The sequence below is a fragment of the Mesorhizobium sp. P2_A12 genome, assembly GCF_056405075.1.
On record NZ_JBFUCU010000007.1, the window covers coordinates 247,667 to 270,257 of the forward strand.

The 22,591-nt window shown below is 64.2% G+C and carries 19 protein-coding genes and 2 pseudogenes; 15 read left to right on the forward strand and 6 right to left on the reverse strand.

Annotated elements, in window-relative coordinates; all coding sequences use genetic code 11:
• The first annotated feature begins 115 nt into the window (after positions 1 to 115).
• The 3 genes and pseudogenes from AC1DZU_RS18035 to AC1DZU_RS18045 all read left to right on the forward strand — a co-directional run bounded on the left by AC1DZU_RS18035 (position 116) and on the right by AC1DZU_RS18045 (position 2,017).
• Positions 116 to 622, forward strand: a complete 507-nt coding sequence (locus tag AC1DZU_RS18035; RefSeq protein ID WP_477286900.1) for a CreA family protein — start codon at positions 116 to 118, stop codon at positions 620 to 622.
• Positions 623 to 699: 77 nt separating this feature from the next.
• Positions 700 to 1,323: pseudogene (locus tag AC1DZU_RS18040) on the forward strand (DapH/DapD/GlmU-related protein); the annotation flags it as partial.
• A gap of 268 nt (positions 1,324 to 1,591) precedes the next feature.
• Complete coding sequence (locus AC1DZU_RS18045; RefSeq protein ID WP_457151469.1) at positions 1,592 to 2,017, forward strand: low affinity iron permease family protein; 426 nt, start codon at positions 1,592 to 1,594, stop codon at positions 2,015 to 2,017.
• Between the two features lie 41 nt (positions 2,018 to 2,058).
• Here AC1DZU_RS18045 and AC1DZU_RS18050 read toward each other — a convergent pair whose 3' ends face one another.
• A complete protein-coding gene (locus tag AC1DZU_RS18050) occupies positions 2,059 to 2,925 on the reverse strand; it encodes an SDR family NAD(P)-dependent oxidoreductase (protein WP_477286902.1) in 867 nt (288 codons plus the stop codon).
• Between the two features lie 260 nt (positions 2,926 to 3,185).
• On the opposite strand from AC1DZU_RS18050, the gene AC1DZU_RS18055 reads away from it, so the two are divergent.
• On the forward strand, positions 3,186 to 3,467 hold the full coding sequence (locus AC1DZU_RS18055) for a hypothetical protein (RefSeq protein ID WP_184874898.1): 282 nt from the start codon (positions 3,186 to 3,188) through the stop codon (positions 3,465 to 3,467).
• A gap of 84 nt (positions 3,468 to 3,551) precedes the next feature.
• Here AC1DZU_RS18055 and AC1DZU_RS18060 read toward each other — a convergent pair whose 3' ends face one another.
• Both AC1DZU_RS18060 and AC1DZU_RS18065 read right to left on the reverse strand, forming a co-directional pair.
• Entirely contained in the window at positions 3,552 to 4,127 is a 576-nt protein-coding gene (locus AC1DZU_RS18060) for a TMEM175 family protein (protein ID WP_477286904.1), read from the reverse strand.
• 166 nt (positions 4,128 to 4,293) lie between these two features.
• Positions 4,294 to 5,766, reverse strand: coding sequence for an MATE family efflux transporter (locus tag AC1DZU_RS18065; protein WP_477286906.1), 1,473 nt, complete (start codon positions 5,764 to 5,766; stop codon positions 4,294 to 4,296).
• Between the two features lie 141 nt (positions 5,767 to 5,907).
• Here AC1DZU_RS18065 and AC1DZU_RS18070 point away from each other — a divergent pair.
• Positions 5,908 to 6,534 (forward strand): annotated as a pseudogene (locus AC1DZU_RS18070) (L,D-transpeptidase); the annotation flags it as partial.
• On the opposite strand, the gene AC1DZU_RS18075 reads toward AC1DZU_RS18070, so the two are convergent.
• Positions 6,418 to 8,124, reverse strand: coding sequence for an esterase-like activity of phytase family protein (locus AC1DZU_RS18075; RefSeq protein WP_477286908.1), 1,707 nt, complete (start codon positions 8,122 to 8,124; stop codon positions 6,418 to 6,420). The pseudogene AC1DZU_RS18070 and the gene AC1DZU_RS18075 overlap by 117 nt on opposite strands.
• 2 nt (positions 8,125 to 8,126) lie before the next feature.
• Between AC1DZU_RS18075 and AC1DZU_RS18080 the strand changes: the two genes are divergently transcribed.
• The 5 genes from AC1DZU_RS18080 to AC1DZU_RS18100 all read left to right on the forward strand — a co-directional run bounded on the left by AC1DZU_RS18080 (position 8,127) and on the right by AC1DZU_RS18100 (position 13,635).
• Positions 8,127 to 8,255 carry a hypothetical protein gene (locus AC1DZU_RS18080; RefSeq protein WP_477286910.1) on the forward strand — a complete coding sequence of 43 codons (129 nt, stop codon included), beginning with the start codon at positions 8,127 to 8,129 and terminating at the stop codon, positions 8,253 to 8,255.
• 181 nt (positions 8,256 to 8,436) lie between these two features.
• On the forward strand, positions 8,437 to 10,848 hold the full coding sequence (locus AC1DZU_RS18085; protein WP_477286912.1) for a GcvT family protein: 2,412 nt from the start codon (positions 8,437 to 8,439) through the stop codon (positions 10,846 to 10,848).
• Positions 10,849 to 10,857: 9 nt separating this feature from the next.
• On the forward strand, positions 10,858 to 12,411 hold the full coding sequence (locus AC1DZU_RS18090; RefSeq protein WP_477287062.1) for a trimethylamine methyltransferase family protein: 1,554 nt from the start codon (positions 10,858 to 10,860) through the stop codon (positions 12,409 to 12,411).
• Positions 12,412 to 12,509: 98 nt separating this feature from the next.
• Entirely contained in the window at positions 12,510 to 13,265 is a 756-nt protein-coding gene (locus tag AC1DZU_RS18095; protein WP_477286914.1) for a bestrophin-like domain, read from the forward strand.
• A 55-nt stretch (positions 13,266 to 13,320) separates the two neighbouring features.
• Positions 13,321 to 13,635, forward strand: coding sequence for a ferritin family protein (locus AC1DZU_RS18100; protein ID WP_477286916.1), 315 nt, complete (start codon positions 13,321 to 13,323; stop codon positions 13,633 to 13,635).
• A 43-nt stretch (positions 13,636 to 13,678) separates the two neighbouring features.
• Here AC1DZU_RS18100 and AC1DZU_RS18105 read toward each other — a convergent pair whose 3' ends face one another.
• Positions 13,679 to 14,704 (reverse strand): LacI family DNA-binding transcriptional regulator, encoded by a 1,026-nt coding sequence (locus tag AC1DZU_RS18105; protein WP_477286918.1) that lies wholly within the window; start codon positions 14,702 to 14,704, stop codon positions 13,679 to 13,681.
• 197 nt (positions 14,705 to 14,901) lie between these two features.
• Here AC1DZU_RS18105 and AC1DZU_RS18110 point away from each other — a divergent pair, with 197 nt between their 5' ends.
• From AC1DZU_RS18110 to AC1DZU_RS18130, 5 genes are all read left to right on the forward strand, one after another.
• Positions 14,902 to 15,936 (forward strand): Gfo/Idh/MocA family protein, encoded by a 1,035-nt coding sequence (locus AC1DZU_RS18110; protein WP_477286920.1) that lies wholly within the window; start codon positions 14,902 to 14,904, stop codon positions 15,934 to 15,936.
• Positions 15,933 to 16,841: a sugar phosphate isomerase/epimerase family protein gene (locus AC1DZU_RS18115; protein WP_477286922.1), complete on the forward strand. Its 909-nt coding sequence runs from the start codon at positions 15,933 to 15,935 to the stop codon at positions 16,839 to 16,841. The genes AC1DZU_RS18110 and AC1DZU_RS18115 overlap by 4 nt, the downstream gene beginning before the upstream one ends.
• 104 nt (positions 16,842 to 16,945) lie before the next feature.
• Positions 16,946 to 17,953, forward strand: a complete 1,008-nt coding sequence (locus AC1DZU_RS18120) for a substrate-binding domain-containing protein (RefSeq protein ID WP_477286924.1) — start codon at positions 16,946 to 16,948, stop codon at positions 17,951 to 17,953.
• A gap of 85 nt (positions 17,954 to 18,038) precedes the next feature.
• Positions 18,039 to 18,836, forward strand: coding sequence for an ATP-binding cassette domain-containing protein (locus AC1DZU_RS18125; protein WP_477286926.1), 798 nt, complete (start codon positions 18,039 to 18,041; stop codon positions 18,834 to 18,836).
• Complete coding sequence (locus tag AC1DZU_RS18130) at positions 18,833 to 19,876, forward strand: ABC transporter permease (protein WP_477286928.1); 1,044 nt, start codon at positions 18,833 to 18,835, stop codon at positions 19,874 to 19,876. Before AC1DZU_RS18125 ends, AC1DZU_RS18130 begins: the two co-directional genes overlap by 4 nt.
• A 57-nt stretch (positions 19,877 to 19,933) precedes the next feature.
• Here AC1DZU_RS18130 and AC1DZU_RS18135 read toward each other — a convergent pair whose 3' ends face one another.
• Positions 19,934 to 22,591 (reverse strand): ATP-dependent helicase, encoded by a 2,658-nt coding sequence (locus AC1DZU_RS18135; RefSeq protein WP_477286930.1) that lies wholly within the window; start codon positions 22,589 to 22,591, stop codon positions 19,934 to 19,936.

Here is a 22,591-nt window from a genome sequence, read left to right on the forward strand (position 1 = left end):
ACCCCGCCCAGGCAAAGTGCCGCGTTGCCGCAACCGCATATGGGGTCGACGTATCCGCTTGCAAAGCCGGGCTGCTCGCCCCACCTGTGACCGGCAACTCGAACCGCAGGAGGCTATGTTGCAGGGACTGATTGGGCGAAAACTGATCGGCGGCGCGTTGGCCGCGTGCGTTGTCTTTGGCGCTGGCACGGCCGTGGCCGATGAAGTCGGCAAGGTCGGTGTCGACTGGCTGGGCAACGACATCATCGTCGAGGCGATCAAGGATCCGAAGGTGGAGGGCGTCACCTGTCACGTCGCCTATTTCGATCGCGGCATCATCGACCGCCTGCACAAGGGCAACTGGTTCGAGGATCCGTCCGACTCCTCGATCTCCTGCCGCCAGACCGGCCCAATCACCATCGGCGACATCGATATGAGCGAAGGCGGCGAGGAAGTGTTCAAGCAAGGCATCAGCCTGATCTGGAAGAAGCAGGTGGTGAACCGCATCTACGACAAGGCCAACGAGACGCTGATCTACCTGTCGCATTCACGCCAGGTGCAGAACGGCTCGGCCAAGATGTCGGTCACCACCGTGCCGCTCTACGGCCAGAACGTGGTGTGGACGAGCGGCAAGCCGAAATAGGTGGGTCGGCTGGAACCGAGCTTACGGAGGGTTAGTCCCGCTTGCGGGACCAACCGCCTAGGGGTAAAGCCGCCCGCATGGACCGTTCCGAAAATCTCGTCCCGAAGGATTCCGAGCCGCGCATCCATCCGACTGCGGAACTGAAGGCCTGCAAGCTCGGCCGCTATGCCTCGATCGGCGAGCGGGTGGTGCTGCGAGAAGTGACCGTCGGCGACTTCTCCTATTTCGAGCGCCACGCCGAAGCGATCTACACGACGATCGGCAAATTCTGTTCGATCGCATCAAACAGCCGCATCAACGCCCTGGAGCACCCCATCGAGCGGCTCACCCAGCACAAGGTCAGTTACCGGCCGAACGAGTATTTTCGCTGGCTGGGCGTCGACGCTGCATTCCGCGAGCGGCGGCAGGCGAAAGCAGTGACCATCGGCCATGATGTCTGGATCGGCCATGGCGCGGTGATCATGCCCGGGGTCACCATCGGCAATGGCGCCGTCATCGGCGCCAATGCGGTGGTGACGCATGATGTACCGTCCTACGCCATCGTCGCCGGGGTGCCGGCCAGACCGCTCAGATCACGCTTCCAGGCCACTGTCGCGGCTCGGATCGAAGCGCTCGCGTGGTGGGACTGGCCGGTCGAAAAGCTCGCCAGGGCAGTTCCCGACATGCAGGCATTGCCGATCGAGGCGTTCCTCGACCGCTGGGAAACGACGCCATCTGACCGGACTGAAACCCCTTCCGCCATGCGGGGGTGGCGCGGCGGAAGGGGCTGGAGATAACCCGCTGGGTAGCGGAAGGAACAGGCACTCTTGCCTGTGCCGCTATTGTGGCATTGAAGCCATAAGGCGTGTTTTCCGCCTTGTTCTCTTTATGCGTGTAGCCAATTGCGCCTGACGTATTTGTTTGCGCCGGGAACCTGAAGCGGTCGCCGGTTGTTTCTCATCGCGCCGCTGCGTTGAGGAATTTCGACACATGGAAAAGCTTTTCACCAAGATCGCCAACTGGGTTGCCCACGTCACCGGCCTGCCGCTGACATTTGCCGCCTGCTGCCTGATCGTCGTCGTTTGGGCGGTGACCGGGCCGTTCTTCGGCTTTTCGGACACCTGGCAGCTCGTCATCAACACCGGCACGACCATCATCACCTTCCTGATGGTCTTTCTCATCCAGAACACCCAGAACCGCGACGGCGCGGCGATCCAGGCCAAGCTCGACGAGCTGATCCGCGTCAGCGAGGGCCACAACAACTTCATCGGCATCGAACATCTGACCGAATCGGAGGTCGAGGAGATCCGTGACAAATGCGAGCGTGCGGCCAGGCGGCATGACGAGAAGATTGCCGCCATGGCGGCAAAGAAGGCCGTGGCGCAGAAGCGCGGGCCGAAAAAGCACGCGGCCTGAAGCGTCCGCGGTTTAGTTCGGGATCAACCGTGCGGTCATGCTCATTGCTTCATGAACGCCGCGAAATTTTCCTTGTAGTCCGGATGCCAGCGCGACAGAGCCGGACGGTTCTCGATGATGTCGCCGATCGCCCAGGCCATGCGCTTTTCATCCAGCGGCCGCGCCGCCTCATTGTCCGGGCACAGGATGTAGAAATCGCCCCTGGTCAGGGATTCCAGCATGAAATCAATGACCTGTTCGCCGCTCCAGGCGCCAGCCGGTTTTTCCGTCGCGCCCTCGGTGAGGCCGGTAAAGGTGAAGCCGGGGATCAGCAGATGGGCGGCGAGATGGGCGCCGGGTTCGTTGCGCAGCGCGTGTGCCAAGCCTTCCGTGTAGGTCTTCACGCCAGCCTTGGAGACATTGTAGGCGAGGTTGCCGGGCGGCGTGGTAATGCCTTGCTTGGAGCCGGTGTTGACGATCAGGCCGGGCTTGGCCGAGGCCAGCATGCGCGGCGCGAAGGCCTCGACGCCATGCACGACGCCCCAGAAATTGATGTCCAGAAGCCGCTTCCAGGCATCGCGGTTTTCCCAGGGCTTTCCGGGGTTGTTGCCGACGCCGGCATTGTTCACCAGCAGCGACACGTCGCCGAAGGCGCCGAACGCTCTTTCGGCGAGACGGTCCACTTCGTCCGCGTTCGAAACGTCGGCGGCAACGGCAAGCACGGCATCCTCGCCCGCAATCGCGGAAACAGCGCGGGAGGCGTCGTCAAGGCGTGCGCTGCCGATGTCTGCCAGCACGATCTTCATGCCCATCAATGCAAGCCGCTTGGCGGCCGCAAGACCAATACCGCTGGCGGCGCCGGTGATGACGGCGGTGTTGCCCGGGCCAAGCGCGGGCAGGGCGGTCTGGATTTCGGCGTCGGTGATCATGGGCGATGGGGTCCTTCTTTCGATGGCGCAGAACTTAGCGCTGGAACGGGCCAGCGCAAGCCTCACTGCGCGTAAAGCGCATCGGGTTCGAAGCGATTTATGTGGCGCGCTTCAGGCCTTGTTTCATGCATGTCGTCGTCCCAAAGCCGCTGCGCCCATTCGGGCGGCATGCATTGGCCCGGGTTGACCAGCCCGGCCGAGGCTGCGCATGTTGCCACGGCAAAAGGAGACTTTTGCCGTGAGAAATGGAGATTTCCTGATTGACGGACTGGGTCGCAATTTTGAAGGAACAGACCGCCACCGGCGATCAGATGAGCCGCGAGGTGCCGCAGATGCTGGCCAACCCCGACATCAGCGAAGCGCAGGTGAAAACGCTCTTTTCCGCCCTGGAGAAACAAGCCGAGTTCGTCGAGAAGCTGCGCATGGCACTGGAGAAATTCGGCCATGATTTCTCGATCATCAAGGCGGCGGAACGGCTGGAGGAGCGCTATGCCGACCTTGCCGCCTCGGTGGCGGAAAAACTGAAGGCGATGCGCAAGTGAAGCAATTCCAGGAAAAGTGTGAAACGGTTTTCCCGGGAAAAGCGCGTAGCGCTTTCCCCAGGAATTGCGTCAGACAAGAAAGCGCTATTTTTCGATCACCCGGGCGAAGCGCCTATCCGGCACAAACCAGATCATCGCAACCAGCACATAAAGCACGACGCCGATCCACTGATTGACGAAGGTCAGCAGGACGGCTGCGATGTAGAGGGTCAACGAGATCTTGCCCTTGCGGTCATTCCCCAGCGCCTTGGCAAAGGCGGTCTCATTGCCGTGCAGGCGATGCAGTGCTGCGGCCAGTATCGTATAGGCGACGGCGCATAGCACGAGATCGATGCCATAGACGGCGACCGGCACCGGTGCGAAGTGGTTCTCGCCCATGAAGGCCGTCGTCACCGGCATCAGCGACAGCCAGAATAAAAGATTGAGGTTCGCCCACAGCACGCGGCCGTCGACGCGCTGCACTGTGTGGAACATGTTGTGCAGATTGTTCCAGTAGATGCCGACGTTGATGAAGGACAGCACGTAGCTGAAGAAGATCGGCCACAACGGCAAGAGGGCGGAAACATCCTCGCCATGCGGCACTTTCAGCTCGAGCACCATGATGGTGATGATGATGGCCACGACGCCATCGGTGAATGCCTCGACCCTGCCTTTGCCCATGAGTCCTCCCCCTCTATCGACGATATCTACGCGATGGTGGGACGGGCGGCTACCCGCCATGTGGCTGGGCGACCACCTCTGACGACGGGACGGATCGGTGCGGTTCGGGTGGAAGAAGATCAATTCGCCACCGTTGCCGGCGAACTGCGGAGGTATCGCCTGTCTGTCAGCCGTTCGGCGTCTCGGGCGCCATGTTCGCGCGCTGGCGCGGCACGCCAAGGCCGGTATCCGGCGGCTCGCCGGCGGCCGGCCTGTCCTCGATCATGTGCATGGTGCGCCAGCGGCCGAAGCGGTAGTAGGCGGCGGCCAGCACCAGCGAGGTGATCGAGCCGGCCGGGAAACTCCACCACAGCGCTTCCTCGCCGATCACGCCGCGCATGAAATAGGCAAAGCCGGTGCGCACGACCAGCACCGAAATCACCAGGATGATCAGCGGCGGCATCACCGCGCCAGTGGCGCGCACGGTGGCGAACAGCACGATGGTGATGCCGAACAGGATGAACGACCATGACGCGACATTGTTGATGTGGGCAGCGATGTCGATCGCAGCGCTGTCGCTGCTCAGGAACAGGCTCAGCACCGAACGGTCGAAAAGCCAAAGCACGGCAACCAATGCGCCGGTCAGCACCAGGTTGAAGCCGACACCGGAGGCGGCGATGCGGCCGATCCGGTCCCAGCGGCCGGCACCGACATTCTGCGCCGCCATCGAGGAGACCGCCGCACCGATGGCGAGCGCCGGCATCTGGATGTAGGTCCAAAGCTGCGCGGCGATGCCGTAGGCGGCGGCGACCTGCGAACCGTAGGAGTTGACGATGCCCATCACCGTCAGCGCCGCCGTTGAGACGACGATCATCTGCAGGCCCATCGGCACGCCCTTGAAGACGATGATGCGCAGCAAGGTGGGGTCGGGCCGCAGCAGAGCGAGGTTGGCGCCGGCCAGCCGCAGCGGGTGCTTGCGCACATAGAGCACGATCAGAATGGCGATTACGCTGACCGTCTGGCCGATCAGCGTCGCGGTGGCGGAGCCGGCGATGCCGAGTTCCGGGAATGGCCCGATGCCACGGATGAGCAACGGGTTGAGCACGATGTCGAGGACGACGGCGAGCGCCATGAACAAAAAGGGCGTGCGTGAATCGCCGGCGCCGCGCAGCACGGTCATGACGAAGGACAAAAGGTTGGTCATCTGCACGGCGACGAAGATGATGCGCAGATAGGAGCGCGCCAGCGGCAAGGCATCGGCCGGAGTGCCGAGCGTGTTGAGGATGGCGTCGACCCATATCCAGCCGCAGACCGCGAACACCACCGAGATGAGGAAGAAGAAGGTGGCGCTGGTGCCGACGATGCGGCGTGCCTCGGGCAGATCGCGGGCGCCGACCGACTGTGCCACCAGGATGGTGGCCGCCATGCCGATGCCGAACACCGTGCCGAGGATGAGGAACAGGACGAGGTTGGCGTTGGAGGTGGCCGTCAGCGCCGATTCGCCGAGAAAACGGCCAACCCAGACGGCGTTGATCGATCCGTTGAGCGACTGCAGCACGTTGGAGCCGAGCACCGGCAAGGCGAACAGCAGCAGCGTGCGCGGGATCGGGCCACTGGTCAGGTCGCCGGTGCTCCGGCGCGTGGGCATCTTGTCGTCCATGGCAGGCAACTCGGCGAAGGCTTATCTCAGTCAGGTCCGTGCCTTGATCTAATCATGTTCTCAAAGCTTCGGTAATCGGATACTGGTTCTGGGCGCGTGGGGCGCGTTCCTTACTAGATCAAACTCGTAAGCCGGGGGTTCATGTCCGATATTCCACTGTTTTTTGAGCGCCTGAACAGGCGCGCGTTTCTCGGTGCATCCGCTTTGGGCGCGGCCTCCGTGGCTCTTTCGGCGTGCACAACGACGGAGGTGGTGACGCCACCTGTGGCGGCACCGCCAAGCGATCCGGCTTTCGGCGATGTCGCAACCATGTATGCGGCGCGCGTCGACGAGGGCTATCAGCTGCCGGCGATCCCGGTGGCCAAGATGGATCCGAAGTTCGTGCGTCAGATCGTGTCCGACCCGACCGGAGAAAAACCCGGCACGATCGTCGTCGATGTCTCCGAGCACTTCCTCTATCTGGTGCGCGACGGCGGCAAGGCTATCCGCTATGGCGTCAGCCTCGGCAAGGCCGGTTTCGGATGGACCGGCAGCGCCGTGGTCCAGGCCAGGAAGAAATGGCCGGTCTGGACGCCGCCGCCGGAAATGATCCAGCGCCGGCCGGAACTGGCGAAATACAAGGACGGCATGCCGCCCGGCCCGCAGAGCCCGCTAGGCGCCCGCGCGCTGTATCTCTTCCGCGACGGCAAGGACACGATGTACCGGCTGCACGGAACGCCGGAGTGGGACTCGATCGGGAAGAATGCTTCGTCCGGCTGTGTGCGCTTCATGAACCAGGACATCATCGACCTCTACGGCCGCGTCAACGGCGTCGCGCCGGTCTTCGTGCGCGCGAACCTTTCGGCCGCCGCGAAGATCACCGCCGTGTCGAACAGGACGGCCGAGCCGATCGATGCGGGCGTGCCAAAGGACGCGGAGATGTTGCAGTAAGTGTGCCGTCACGATCTGTAGGCGGACGCGCTCGGCGACCTGGAAGCCGTCCTGGGTGAGGAAGTCGTTGTCATTGGCAATGAACAGGAAATAGTCGTCGGGCAGCTTCGGATCGAGCACGCTGACCACCGACATCGCCTCCCACTTTTCCGAGAGGTTGTTCTTGTCGTTCGGCGCGCCATTGTGCAAGCCGAAGCGACCGAGTTCGCCCTTGTCGTTGAGGTCGATGAAGGGCGTCAGCTTGGCCGGCGTCACCGATGGGTCGAGAACGCCCTTGGGTGCCACCGGCTTGTCGGCAGCGTCGAAGGCGCCACCGGCGATGTCGGTCGCGGCGGAGAGATCGACGATGTTGATCTGGCGGAGCAGCGAGGTGTCGCCCTTCAACCCCTGGCCGTTGCCGCTGTCGCGGGTCAGCATCAGGAAGGTCTGGTCGGACAGGGCCACGATCTCGCTCTGCGCCGCCACCTTGGTTTTGCCCTTGGCATCCTTGAACACCGGCAGCGGCACGACATATTCGTGCGCCAGCTTGAGATGGGCGAGGTCGGAAGCGTCATAAACCAGCGCGCGCGTGTTCTGGCGAGTCGCGCCGGAATCGCCGCCATCCTGCCGGGGCGCCGACTGCAGCACGGCGATCAGGAACTTGCCGTCCGGCGTCATCGCCATGCCTTCGAGGCCCTGGTTGTTCTGGCGGCCGGTATCTGGATCCTTCGGATCGGGCTCGGCAGCACCCGGACCGGGATTGTCCGAGGCGAAGTTCGGCGCGCCATGGCGCATCGGCACGAGGGCAGCCGGCGGCTGGGTCGCCGACAGCAGATGGCCTTCGGCGGAAAACCGATAGATGTTCGGGCCGTATTCGTCGGAGATGAACATCGAGCCGTCGGGTAGCCGCACGATCGCCTCGTTGTCGAGCGCCAGCTTGCCGTTGGCCTCGGGCAGGATCGGCATGTCGCCGCTTGCTGCGCGCACGCCGTTGAGCGGGTCGAGGCCGGTAGCATCGGCGCCCTTGTCGTCGGTCAAGAGCATGGTGTCGGCGAGCGTCGCCTTGACGCCGGACTGCTCCTGGCCGGCAGCGGGCGCCGCACCAGGCGCGGTCGGCGCGAACTCGATGCCGATCGTGTTGAGGCGCGGCCGGTAGTCGGTGGTGCCGACGACGTTGTAGCCGCGGTCCGGCAGCAGCCAGAGCGAACCCTTGTAGCCGTCGGCACTATGCGTCCAGCCGGCGGTGTCGATCGCCATGCCGGAGCCCGAGCCGAACGTCTCGCCGAACTTGTCCTTCTGGCTGGCCGGAATGCGGCCGACGCCGACCAGTCCCTTGTTGACGAAGCTGGTGCCGCCGACGGTCGCGGTGCTGTCGGCCAGCGCCGGCGTCAAGGCGCTGAACATTGCCAGCGCGACGCCGAGCGACACGGTTCGGTGCAGGTGTTTCATGGATGATCCTCTTTGTAACAAAGCGTGCCGGAGCGGCCGATGGCGAAAAAGCTGAAAGAGGTGCGGCATCGATGATGCCGCGTGCGCCTCCCCGAAAAGCGGTCTACGGCGCGAACATGATGCTTGCGTGACAGCGCGCAATGCCCGCCCGTCGGCATCTTTGCAAGCCGACAAAAACGTGTGGCCGCACGAAAGAATTGATCACCCCCTCAGGCTCCGGTCGACAAAGCGAGGTGTGCCCCGCATCGCACTAGACACTTATGTCCAGTGCGTATATGGTGCAGCCTTCGGACTAACCGGGGAGGGAAGCCCTTGAAGTCGCACTACCGCGCAGTCGTTATCGGGGGTGGCGTGGTCGGAGCCTCGGTGCTCTATCATCTGACGCGTTTCGGCTGGAGCGATGTGGCGCTGATCGAGCGGGCCGAACTGACGGCCGGTTCGACCTGGCACGCGGCGGCCGGGTTTCACGCGCTCAATGCCGATCCCAACGTCGCGGCGCTGCAGGACTACACCATCAAGCTCTATCGCGAGATCGAGGCCGAATCCGGCCAGAACGCGGGCCTGCACATGACGGGCGGCGTCAACATGGCCAGCGATCCCCAGCGCTGGGAATGGCTGAAATCGGCCTGGGCCGTGTTCCAGTCAGTCGGCATCGAAACGGCTCGCCTGGTGACACCGGAAGAGATCAAGGAGATCTGCCCGATCGTCGATGTCAGCGACGTACTCGGCGGCCTCTACGATTCCAACGAAGGCCATCTCGACCCTTATGGAGCGACGCATGCCTATGCCGGCGCCGCGAAGAAGCGTGGGGCCGACGTGATCCTGCGCAACCGCGTGGTCGCGTTGAAGGCGCGTGCCGACGGGCACTGGGATGTCGTCACCGAGCAAGGCACGATCGTGGCCGAGCATGTCGTAAACGCCGGCGGGCTGTGGGCAAAGCAGCTCGGCCGCATGGCTGGCGTCGACTTGCCGGTGACGCCGATGGAGCATCACTATTTCATCACCGAGGACATTCCGGAGGTTGCCGCCCTCGACAAGGAACTCGGGCTTGCGGTCGATCTCGACGGCTTTTCCTACCTCAGGCAAGAGCGCAGCGGCGTATTACTCGGCGTCTACGAGCAGAACCCGAAGCATTGGAACATGGATGGCGCGCCATGGGATTACGGCATCGAACTGATCCCGGAAGACATCGACCGCATCAGCCCGGAACTGTCCAAGGCCTATGAGCGCTTTCCATGCCTGAGGACGGCCGGCATCCGCAAATGGGTCAACGGCGCCTTCACCTTCACCCCCGACGGCAATCCGATTGTCGGACCGGTGCGCGGGTTGAAGAATTACTGGCTTGCCTGTGGCGTCATGGCCGGCTTCAGCCAGGGCGGCGGCGTCGGCAAGTCGCTGGCCGAGTGGATGATTTATGGTGAGCCGCAGGCCGACATCTTCGGCATGGATATTGCTCGCTATGGCGCCTTCGCCGCCAACCGCGAATATCTCAGGCAGACGACGCGCCAGTTCTATTCGCGCCGCTTCGTCATGACCTTTCCCAATGAGCGGCTGCCCGCCGGCCGGCCGCTGAAACGCCCCGGCGCCTATGACGGCATGACGGCGGCGGGTTGCGAATGGACGGCGTCCTGGGGGCTGGAGATCCCGGCCTATTTCGCGCCGATGGGGTTTCGCGAGAACACGACGCTGCGGCGCTCCAACGCCTTCGACATCGTCGGCGACGAGGCGCTGCAGGTTCGGCGTGCGGCCGGTCTCGTCGATATCTCGGCCTATGCGCGCTATGCGGTTTCCGGGCCAAGGGCCGAAGCATGGCTTGACCAGCTGCTGGCCTGCAGGCTGCCGAAACCAGGACAGGCGCGGCTGGCGCCGATGCTTGGCCATGACGGACGACTGAAGGGCGACCTCACGGTCATCAACTGGGGTGGCGGCGACTATTGGCTGATGGGCTCCTACTATCTCAGGGAATTCCACATGCGCTGGTTCGAGAGCCATGCGGCGGAGGGGATCACGGTCACAGACCTTTCCGACACGATGAGCGGCTTCCTGCTCACCGGGCCGAATGCACGCAAAATCCTGGCGCGCACGACGCATCAGGATGTGTCAGGCGCGGCACTGCGGTTCATGGCCTGCGGCGCATTCGACATCGGCATGGTGCCCGCGCGGGTTGCCCGCCTCTCGATCGCCGGCGAGCTCGGCTTCGAGATCAGTTGTCCGGTGACCATGCATGCCGGCTTGCGCGAAACGCTGCTGGCGGCCGGCGAGGATCTCGGCCTTGCCGAGATCGGCTATTACGCGCTGAACGCGCTGCGGCTGGAAAAAAGTTTCGGCATTTGGTCGCGTGAATTCACCCAGGGCTACACACCCGATCAGGCCGGTCTCGACCGGTTCATCGCGTTTGGGAAAGGCGACTTCACCGGCCGCGAAGCGGCGTTCAAGCAGCGGGAGGCTGGCAGCGGCCAATGCCTGGTGACGCTGGAGGTCGATGCCGTCGACGCCGACGCCAGCGGCTTCGAGCCGGTCTGGCATCAAGGCCGGCGCGTCGGCTTCGTCACTTCCGGCGGCTATGGCTATTCGGTCGGCAAAAGCCTGGCGCTGGCATTCGTCGACCGTGATTTCACGGGCGAGGGCACCGCGCTTTCGGTGCATGTCGTCGGCACGGAGCGGCCGGCGCGCGTCATCGCGGGCTCGCCCTACGACCCCGACGGTAAGGCGATGCGGCTATGAGGAGGATTTCTGATGGATGACGCGGCACGTGACAGCAGGCGCGAGCGCCGGCGTGGGCGGACAGGCGAGGCCGGCTCGGAAACCAGCCGCCGACCCGATTACCGTTCGCTGAAGAATCCGTTCCTGTCGCAGCCGATTTTTTCGGATGATCAGGTCGCCGCCATCCACGACACGGCGTTGCGGGTGCTGGAAGAACTCGGCATCAAGGTGCTGCTCCCGCAGGCACGTGAGCATTTTGCCCGCGCCGGCGCCCTGGTCGATCCGGACACCGACATGGTGCGCATCGGCCGCGACATGGTGACGGCGGCACTGGCCTCGGCGCCGAAATCGATCCATGCTCATGCCGGTGCTCGCGCCCGCGATCTGACGCTCGAACTCGGCTCGATGACCTTCCTGGCCGGATGCGGGGCGCCGAACGTCACCGATCTCGAGCGCGGCCGGCGGCCGGGCACGCTGGCCGACTTCGAGGATCTGATACGGCTGGTGCAGCATTTCGACGTGCTGCATATGCTGGGACCCTGTATCGAGCCGCAGGACGTCGACAACCGCTTTCGCCACTATGCGGTCAACCGCGCTCAGCTGACGCTGTCGGACAAGCTTCCGTTCGTCTTCGCGCGCGGCACGCCGCAGGTCGAGGACGGCTTCGAGATGATCAGGTTGGCGCGTGGGCTCTCGGAGGACGAATTCCTCGCCGGCGCCCATTGCTACACCGTCATCAACACCAACTCGCCGCGCCAGCTCGACATTCCGATGGCGCAAGGCATCATCGATTTCGCCAGGGCCGGGCAGATCTCGGTCATCACGCCCTTCTGCCTGGCGGGCGCGATGGCGCCGATCACGGTCGCCGGTGCGCTAACGCTGCAGCATGCCGAAGCGTTGGCGGGACTGACGCTGGCGCAGATCGTGCGGCCCGGTGCACCGGTCGTCTATGGCTCCTTCTCCTCCAATGTCGACATGAAATCGGGTGCGCCCGCCTTCGGCACGCCGGAGCATGTCAAGGCGACGCTGGGCGCCGGCCAACTGGCGCGCTTCACCGGGCTGCCATGGCGGTCCGGCGGCGGCAGCGCGGCCAACATTTCGGATGCGCAGGCGGCGCACGAGACGCAGTTCGCGCTGTGGGGCTCGGTGCTGGCCGGAGCGACGATGTGCATCCATGCCGCCGGCTGGCTGGAAGGCGGCTTGAGCGTTTCCTTCGAGAAGCTGGTCACCGATATCGAGGCGCTGCAGACCGTGGCTGAACTCTGCGTGGCGACGCCCGGCGACAGCGATTCCATCGGCTTCGAGGCAATCGCCGAGGTACAGCCGGGCGGCCATTTCTTCTCGGCCGGCCACACCATGGCGCGCTACCGCACCGCCTTCTACGAACCGCTGGTCGCCGACTGGTCGAATTTCGGCAATTGGACTCAAAGCGGCTCGAAGACGGCGAGCGAGCGCGCCACCGCTGTCTGGAGGCGCACACTTGCCGATTTCGTGCCGCCGGCTTCGGCTGTCGCCACCGCCGGTGTGCTCGACGCGTTCATCGCCCGGCGCACACAAGAGGGCGGAGCACCGCCGGTGTCCTGAGGCAGGAGCCGTCCGCAAGACGCCTGGCGCAGCTTTCGCGGGGTGATCGGTGACGGGGGTCATTGGCAATCGGCGCATCCCGTGCAGAAATGGCCGTCATGCGCGAAGCTTTGATCGCAGTGATGATCTTCCTGTGCCTGACAGCGGCGCCGCTGGTCAGCATGGCGATCTGGCCCAGGCTGCCGGTCAGACATCGCGACGACGATACGAACAATGTGGTTCGGCTCGCCGCCAACCTGTTTGGGGTCATGACCTCGCTGGTGCTCGGCCTGATGATCAACTCGGCCAAGAACACGTTCGAATCGATCGATCACAACGTGCACGACTATGCGACGGAGCTGATCCTGCTCGACAGGACCTTGCGCGAGTATGGCCCGGAGACCGACGCGGCGCGCCAGCCGCTAGTCGTCTATGTGCAGAGGGTGGCGGGCGATGCCTCGCCGACCGGCGAAACGCCGGTTGTCGCCAACCGGCTGTCCGAACATCTGCTGACGGAGATCGGCACCCGGCTGAGGGCACTGGAGCCGGCCGACGCGGCGCACAGCTCCCTCTTGCAGGATGCCGGTCAGCGCCTGCAGAAAGTGGTGGAGTTGCGATGGATTCTGATCGAGCAGTCGGAGGGCACGATCCCTGCGCCGCTGATCGCCATGCTGGTTGCGTGGCTGGTGCTGATCTTCGCCAGCTTCGGGTTCAGGGCGCCCCGCAACGCAATCACGGTTTCGACCTTCGTGGTTTCGGCCGTGCTGATCGCGGGTGCGATCTACCTCATCCTGGACATGGACATACCGTTCTCCGGCCCGATCCAGATTTCGCCGGCGCCCCTGCAGAGGGCGCTGGCGGAATTGCAGCGATGATACGGAACCGGCGTCGTTCCCGGGCATTCATGGAGATGGCCTCAGGGAGGACGACATGGGATTCGACCAGTATCACGAACCGCCCGAAGAACTGTCGCAGAAGGTGCGGACCTTTGCCCGCATGATCACCTCGCTGATCGAGGAGGCGGAAGCGATAGGCTGGTACGAACAGCGCATATCGGTGGAGAAGGACGCGCAGGCCCGCGCCATCATGGAGAACGCGCAGGGCGAGGAGTTCAAGCATTTCGGCATGGATCTCGAATTCCTGCTGCGCCAGAAGAAGGACTGGCGGGCGGAACTGAAGGAAATCCTGTTCACCACCGGCGACATCGTCAAGGCCGGCGAGAGGGGTGAGAAGAAGGTGGATTGAGGCCTGATAGATCGTGACCGATCTGGCTCTGCTTCGGGCCAGATCAATCGCTGTCGCGCGCCACCAGTTCCAATGGCCAGACCTCGCGCATGATGCGCGGACCTTGTGGGCCGGCGAAGGCCGGGATCGAAGCCAGCAGCATTTCAGCGAGCCGCTGCCCCATCTGCTCCAGGGCCGGGCGGAAGGCGGTCAGCGCCGGCGAAAAGTAGCGGCAGAGCGGCGTATCGACGATGACGGTCACCGCCATGTCGTGCCCCGGCCTGATACCCATCTCGGCCAGCGCCTTGCAGCCGCCTAGCGCCATCGCGTCGTTGTTGAAGATGATAGCGGTCGGCGGGTCCTTGGAGCGCATGACCTGCGGCGTCACCTCATAGCCGCCGGCCTCGTTGATGAAACCGGACGCGATCAGCTCGGGATCGACCTCGATGCCGTGCCGCCGCAAGGCCTTGCGATAGCCGTCGAGGAACAGGTAGGCGAAATTGAGATTGAGCGACGGGCGGATGGCGGCAATGCGGCGGTGGCCGCGCGCCACCAGGCGGTCGACCGCATCGGCACCGGCCTTTTCGAAATCGAGGTCGAGCGAAGGGTATGACTTGGCCCCGGAGCGGCTGCGGCCGAGGGTGGCGAACGGGAAGCCGGCCTGGGTGAGATAGTCGATGCGCTCGTCCTCGCGCCGCGTCCAGGCCAGCACCACGGCATCGGCGCGGCGCGTCTCGACGACACGGCGCAGGCGTTCCTGCTGGTAGTCACCAGGCGCGCCCATGACCACGATCAAGTCGAGCCCGCTCTCGGCAAGCTTCGCCTGCAGCCCGATCAGGAACGGAATGAAGAACGGCTCGCCATATTGCTGGTCGCCCGGATGCGGCTGAAGCATGAAGGCGATCGAATGGGTGGCGCCCTGCCGAAGGCTGCGGCCGGACTGGTTCGGCGAATAGTTCAGCGTCCTGGCCGCCTCGAGCACGCGCTGGCGCGTGTCGGCATTGACGTCGGCGCGGCCGTTGAGGGCGCGCGACACGGTGCCGATTGAAATGTTCAGGTGACGGGCAAGGTCATGAATGCTGGACGCCAAGTGACTGTTCTCCCCCTTGCTTGGCTAGCACCGGTAAGCGCTCAGGCCAAGGCGACAAGACAATTTTTTGCGAGCGACCAATTGACATTCTACACCATCGGGTGTGTTCTCGTAAACGTTTACGGAAAACGTTTACGGCCATGCCGTGAATGCCGTGACGATCGGTCTGGAGGGACCGAGCGGAGGAGGAGTGCTGGATGATAAATGTCGTCCTGGCCGGCTGCGGAGCGATGAGCAAGCAGTGGCTCGATGCCGTGAGGCAGATCGACGGACTTTCCGTTGTCGGCCTCGTCGACCTTGACGCCGACAGGGCGAAGGCGAGGGCGCGCGAATACGACCTCACCAGCGCCGTCATCGGCACCAGCCTCGACGCGGTGCTCGACCGAACCAGGCCCGACGCAGTGTTCGACGTGGTGGTTCCCGCCGCCCGCCGCGAGGTTGCGTTCTCGGCCTTTGCCCATCATTGCCATCTCCTGACGGAAAAACCGCTCGCCGACAGCCCGGAGAATGCGCGCGCCATCGTCGAGGCCGCCCGCCAGGCCGGACGTATCCATGCCGTCGTCCAGAATCGCCGCTACGTCGCCAATGTCAGGCGCATCAGGCGCTTTCTCTCTTCCGGCGCCATCGGTGCCGCGACCAGCATCCATGCCGACTTCTTCGTCGCGCCGCATTTCGGCGGTTTTCGCGAAGAGATGGCCCACGTCCTGCTGCTCGACATGGCAATCCACACATTCGACGCCGCCCGCTACATGGTGAATGGCGAGCCGGCCGGCGTCTACTGCCAGGAATGGGAGCCGGCGAGTTCCTGGTACCGGCAGGGATCATCGGCCAGCGCCGTCTTCGATCTCGGCGGCGGCAAGGTCTTCACCTATGCCGGCTCCTGGTGCGCCGCCGGCTTCCGCACCAGCTGGGAGAGCACATGGCGCATCGTCGCCGAGCGCGGCAGCCTGGTCTGGGACGGCAATGACGAGCTGAAGGCCGAGGTCGTCCTGCCAGGCCGCGAAGGCCTGTTCGACCGTACCGAACCGATTGCCGTGCCGCCGCTCGATCCCGCCGACCGCGTCGGCGGCCATCTTGGCATCATCCAGGATTTCATGCGGGCGATCGAGACCGGCAGCGAGCCGGAGACGTGCGGAGCCGACAACATCAAGAGCCTGGCCATGGTCTTCGGCGCCATTGAGAGCGCCGAAACCGGGCGCCGGGTGACGATCTCCTCGCAGGAAGGACAATGATGCCAAACCCGCTTCTAGACATCAGGATCGGCACCATGGTGCGGGCCAATCTCGACGACCCGGCCGCCTATATCAAGGCGATCCTGCCGCTTGGCTTCGAGTGCATCCAGCCCTTCTTCTGGCAGACTCTGGGCGGCAAGGATCTGCCGCGGCTTGCCGGTGAGATCCGAGAGGCGATCGGCGATGCCGACGTCACGGTCTCCTCGATCGGTGTGTTCGGCAATCCGCTGGAGAGCGGCGATGTCGATCGCGGCGTGCTCCAGGCCTGGGAAACGGTGATCGATAACGCCCATCTGTTCGGCACCTCGATCGTCAGCGGCTTCACCGGCCGCCTCCGCGGCAAGCCGTTGCCGGACAGCCTGCCACGCTTCAAAGAAGTCTGGGGTCCGCTGGCCAGGCGCGCCGCCGACAAGGGTGTGCGCATCGCTTTCGAGAATTGCGCCATGGACGGCAACTGGGCTGGTGGAGACTGGAACATCGCCCACAATCCGGACGCGTGGGAGCTGATGTTCAATGAATTGCCAGACGACAATCTCGGCCTCGAATGGGAGCCCTGCCACCAGCTCGTCTACCTGATCGATCCCCTGCCGCAGATCCGCAAATGGGCGCCGCGCATCTTCCATGTCCACGGCAAGGACGCGACGGTGCGCTGGGATGTGATCCGCGAACACGGCGTATTCGGCCGGCTGCCGTTCGTGCAGATGCGCACGCCGGGCTTCGGCGACAGCGACTGGACGCGGGTGATCAGCGAATTGCGGCTGGCCGGCTACAAAGGCGCCATCGACATCGAGGGCTGGCACGATCCGGTCTATCGCAACGAACTGGAGATCACCGGGCAGGTACGCGCGCTGGACTATCTGAAGCAATGCCGGGGAGGTGCCAGCTACCTGCCTAACCCGGTGTGAAAGCGAGCCGGCGGGAGGTGCCGGCTGGCCAAGATTGCGGCGCATAGCCGAAGCGATCGTCGAAACCCCTCGGCCTGGCCAGGGAAAAAAGGGAGGATAAGTGCATGAGCATGACGATGAGAAGGACACTTCTGCGCTCGACCATCGTGGCCGCCGCCACGACGCTCGCCGCTGCGATTTACACCTTGCCGGCGCAGGCGCTCGACGCCCAATGGTGCAAGGACGTCCACATCCGCTTCTTCGTCGGCGGCGCCGAGGGCGACGCCTTCGGCACGATCGTCTATAATGGCGCCAAGCAGGCGGCAGCCGATCTCGGGCCGAAGGTCGATTACATTTTCTCCGGCTGGGACGTCGAAAAGATGGTGCAGCAATTGCGCGAGGCGGTCGCGGTCAAGCCAGGCGGCATCGCCATGATGGGCCACCCCGGCGACGCGGCGATCATGCCGCTGGCTGAACAGGCGCACAAGGACGGCATCAAGATGATGTACCAGAACGTGCCGGTGCCGACGGTGACGGCGGCGTTCGGCGGCGGCTATGTCGGCGCCCAGCAGGAGCAGCAGGGCCGCGCGCTCGGCGCCGAGGCGTTCAAGCTGGCCAAGCTGAAGGCTGGCGACAAGGCGATCATGATTGGCCCGTTCGAGAATGAGAGTCGGGGCGCACGCGAGCGTGGGACAGTCGCCGCGCTGAAAGAGGCCGGCATCGATGTCATTCAAATCAATTCTCAAACCGAATGGGCAGCCGATCCGAATCTCGCGATCCCGTTGATCACCGCCGCGTTGCTCAACAATCCCGACGTCAAGGCGGTCGGCTATCCCGGCGGGCAGATGCTCGGCAATGTGCCGACATACATGCAGGCGGCGGGACGGAAGGCCGGTGACATCTTCAACTTCGGCTTCGACACCAGCCCGCAGATCGTCGAGGCCTTCAAGGGCGGCTGGGTACAGCTGACGGCCGACCAGCAGCCATTCCTGCAGGGCTATCTGCCGATCCTCAGCCTCTGCCAGCAGGTGGTGCTCGGTCTGGCGCCGATGAATGTCGACACCGGCGCCGGCTTCGTCACGGTTGAAAATTACGAGATCGTCGCCGAACTCGCCAAGCAGGCACTGCGCTGACCTCCCAAGCTGCCGGCCGGGGCTAAGCCCGGCCGGCAGGACCGCCGGCTAAGAGGCCGGCAGCAACAACCAAGGCGAGGATCCGATGGCCGAACGCATCATCGAACTGCGCGATATCAGCAAATCCTATGGCCAGGTCTATGCACTGGGCGGGGTCAATCTCAGCGTCGATCGGGGCGAAGTGGTCGGCCTGATCGGCGACAATGGCGCCGGCAAGTCGACGCTGATCAAGATCCTGTCCGGCGTGGTCAAGCCGACCAGCGGCGAAATCCTGATCCGCGGCAAGGCGGTGACCGGATGGAGTGCGGCGCGTTCGCGCGAGGCCGGCATCGAGACGGTGTTCCAAGACCGCGCGCTGGCCGTGCAGCAGACGATCGTGCGCAACATCTTCATGGGCCGCGAACTCACGGGTTTCCTCGGCTGGCTGAAGGTCAACAAGGAGATCGAGGAAGCCAGCCGGCTGATGCGCGAGATCGGCTTCACCTCGAAAGTGTTCACGCCGCAGTCGATTGTCGGCCAACTCTCGGGCGGCGAGCGCCAGGGCGTGGCGATCGCGCGCGCCATCTACAAGCAGGCGGAACTGATCATCCTCGACGAGCCGACGACGGCGCTGTCGCTGACCGAAACCGCCAAGGTCTTCCATTTCGTGCGCCAGGTGCGGGCGAGCGGCCGCTCGATCCTGTTCATCGGCCACAACATCCATCATGTCTTCGACATCGCCGACCGCTTCGTGGTGCTCGATCGCGGCAAGGTCGCACTTACCGCCGACCGCAGCGAGGTCAAGTCGGCCGAGGACCTCATCAACTTCATGGAGGATGTCGCACACCCCGGCGGGTTGGCCGGGTTGCACGACACCGGCGACGCCGAGAGGGCAGTGCGATGAGCAAGACCATGGAACCCGATCTGCACGAGCCGTCCACCGCCATTCCCCGCCCACAGAAAGAGTGGAAACACCCATCCGATCAATGGCTGCGCGGGTTCATCCTCGACAACCGTGCTTCGCTCGGCACGCTCGGCGTGTTCATCGTCATGATGGCGGTGTTCATGATCGCCAACCCAACCGTCTTCACGACCTGGTATCTCTACAGCTCGGTGCTGACCACGCTGCCGGTCGCGCTGTTCGTGGTGGTGCCGCTGGTCTTCGTCGTTACCTGCGGCGAAATCGACCTGTCGTTTCCGGCGACGATGGGTTTTGCTTCATGGGTCTTCGCGCTGGTCGTACAGGCCGGCTACGATCCGTTTCTCGGCATTGCCGCGGCGCTCGTCACCGGCGTACTGCTCGGTTTCCTGGTCGGCTCGCTGGTGGTCTATGGCGGGCTGTCGTCGCTGATTGCCACGCTCGGCATGAATTTCCTGCTGCGCGGCCTGATCCAGATCATCAACGAAGGCAAGTCGATGGCGCTGACCAACCTTGCCAACAGCTGGGCTTATAAGATTTTCTCCAGCCAGGTTTATGGCATCCCGGTGCAGATCTTCTGGGCTGTCGCCTTCGTCGTGCTGTCGGCGATGCTCTACAACCGCCACCGCTTCGGCGCGCAGGTGAGGGTGGTCGGCGACAATCCCGACAGCGCCCAGCAGATGGGCATCGACGTCAAGCGCGTGCGGGTGAAAGTGTTCGTCTTCGTCGGCATCGGTGCGGCGATCGCCGGCACGTTCTCGGTGATGATCAACTTCACCTGGTGGCCGACTGCCGGCGACGGCTATCTCTTGCCGGTGCTGGCATCGGTGTTCGTCGGCGGCACGCCGACCTGGGGCGGCATCGGCACCGTCGTCGGCGGCGCTATCGGTGCTGTCACCGTGTCCTTCATCCAGACCGGCGTCGTGGCGGCGGGCCTGAGCGGCTTCTACGTGCAGTTCTTCAACGGGCTGATCATCATCCTGTCGCTGCTCGGCCACAAATGGAACCAGGCGCGGTATCGGTGACGGGTGGAGATTTCTGGCTGGGGCGGTCGCTTGTAGGACAACGGGACAAGCGGGCGCTCAAACCGCCGCGACAAACCCGTCCAGCACGCGCTTCTGGCCGGCCTTGTCGAAGTCGATGGTCAGCTTGTTGCCTTCGATGGCCGAAATGTTGCCGTTGCCGAATTTCTGGTGGAAGACGCGATCGCCAACGCTGAAGGCGGATGGCGTATCCGAGACGGATTTCGCGACCAGCTCACCGTCGATGGTGCGGCCTTTGACGCTGGTGCGGCCGGCGCCGTAGCCGGAGTCGGTCTCGCCATAGCCGATGCGCTCGACCTGATGGCCGGAGCGCGAGCCCCAGTTACGGTCGGTCGCTTCAGCGCGGTTGGCTTGCGCGCGCTGCCAGCCCGGCGTCGCGTAAGTGTTGGAAAAGGCGCCGGATTTTTCTGTGTTGGCGCCGACATTGTCGAAGCGCGAGGCGCCATAGGGATTTTGCCGGCCGCCGCGACCGGAGGCGAAAGAACCGCCGCCATAGGAATTGCCATAGCCACCATAGGAATTGCCGCTCTCGGCGACATCGACATGGGCTTCCGGCAGCTCTTCGAGAAAGCGCGACGGGATGGTCGACTGCCACAGGCCATGGATGCGACGGTTGGAGACGAACCACAAATGCAGGTTCTTCTTGGCGCGGGTCAGGCCGACATAGGCCAGACGCCGTTCTTCCTCCAGCCCGGAGCGGCCGCCTTCGTCGAGCGCGCGCTGGTGCGGGAACAGGCCTTCCTCCCAGCCGGGCAGGAAGACGGTCTCGAATTCGAGGCCCTTGGCCGAATGCAGCGTCATGATGTTGACGGCGTCGAGCTCAGCATTCTGCTCGGCGTCCATGACCAGCGCCACGTGCTCGAGGAAGGAGCGCAGCGACTCGTATTCCTCCATGGAGCGGATCAGCTCCTTCAAATTCTCCAGCCGGCCGGGCGCTTCGACCGAGCGGTCGTTCTTCCACATGTCGGTGTAACCGCTCTCTTCGAGAATGGTTTCAGCGAGTTCGGTGTGCGGCGTGGTCTCCAGCGCCTTCTGCCAGCGCTCGAAATTGGCAGCCACTTCGCGCAAGGCGGCGCGCGGCTTCGGCTTCAACTCGTCGCTTTCGGCGAGCTTGGAGGCGGCTTCCAGCATCGGCACGCGCAGCGCGCGCGCCGTGTCGTGGATCTGGCGGATGGTGGTTTCGCCCAGCCCGCGCTTCGGCACGTTGACGATGCGCTCGAAGGCGAGGTCGTCAGCGCCTTGCGCGACGACGCGGAAGAAGGCCAGCGCATCGCGGATTTCCATGCGCTCGTAGAAGCGCGGGCCGCCGATCACACGGTAGTTGAGGCCGAGCGTGACGAAGCGGTCCTCGAACTCGCGCATCTGGAAGGAGGCGCGGACGAGAATGGCCATGTCGTTGAGATTGTGCTTCTGGCGCTGGTAGGCCTCGATGGTCTCGCCGACGGCGCGGGCTTCCTCCTCGGAATCCCAAGCGGCGTGGACATGCACCTTGTCGTCCTCGGGCTCGTCGCGGTCGGTGAACAGCGTCTTGCCGAAGCGGCCCTCATTGTGGGCGATGAGATGAGAGGCAGCCCCCAGGATGTGCGCGGTGGAGCGATAGTTGCGCTCCAGCCGGATAATGGTGGCGCCCGGAAAATCCTTGTCGAAGCGCAGGATGTTGTCAATCTCGGCGCCGCGCCAGCCATAGATGGATTGGTCGTCGTCGCCGACACAGCAGATGTTGACTTTGTTGTCGCTCACGGTCGCACGCGAGCTTCGCTCGCTGGCCTCCGCGGGGGCGGCCTGGCCGGCCGACGCCCGGTCGGGCTTGCGGCCTTCGGCCTGTCGCAGATCCGTCGATGTTGAAGAGCGTCCGGCATCGGGCCGCTGCGCCAGCAGGCGCAGCCACATGTACTGCGCGGTGTTGGTGTCCTGATATTCGTCGACGAGGATGTATTTGAAGCGCTTGTGGTATTCCTTCAGCACATCCGGATTGGCGCGGAAGATGCGGATCGGATGGCACAAAAGGTCGCCGAAGTCGCAGGCGTTCAGCGTTTGCAGCCGTGCCTGATAGGCCTTGTAGAGCTCGCGGCCCTTGCCGTTGGCGAAGGCGCGGGCGTCGCCCTCGGCGATGTCGGCCGGGCCTTGTCCCTTGTTCTTCCAGCCGTCGATCATCTGGGCGAACTGCTTGGCCGGCCAGCGCTTGTCGTCCAGCCCGTCGGCCTGGATCAACTGCTTGATCAGCCGCACGACATCGTCGGTGTCGAGGATGGTGAAGTCGGAGCGCAAACCGGCAAGCTCGGCGTGTCTGCGAAGCAGCTTCACTCCAATCGAGTGGAAGGTGCCGAGCCACGGCATGCCTTCGACGTTGCCTTCGCCGATCAGGATGCCGATGCGCTGCTTCATCTCGCGCGCGGCCTTGTTGGTGAAGGTGACAGCGAGGATCTGCGAGGGGAACGCCTTGCCGGTGGCGAGGATGTGGGCGATGCGGGTGGTGAGCACACGCGTCTTGCCGGTGCCGGCGCCGGCCAGCACCAGAACCGGGCCTTCGGTGGTTTCCACCGCCAGCCTCTGCTCGGGGTTCAGCCCCTTCAGATAGTCCGGCGCATTGTTGTGGCCGCTGCGGGCGGCCATGGCGCGCGCGGCAATGCCCGACGGGGCCGCGGGCCGCGCGTTGGGTTCATCGAAAAAGGGCATGTCTTCGGAAAAGCCGGACAT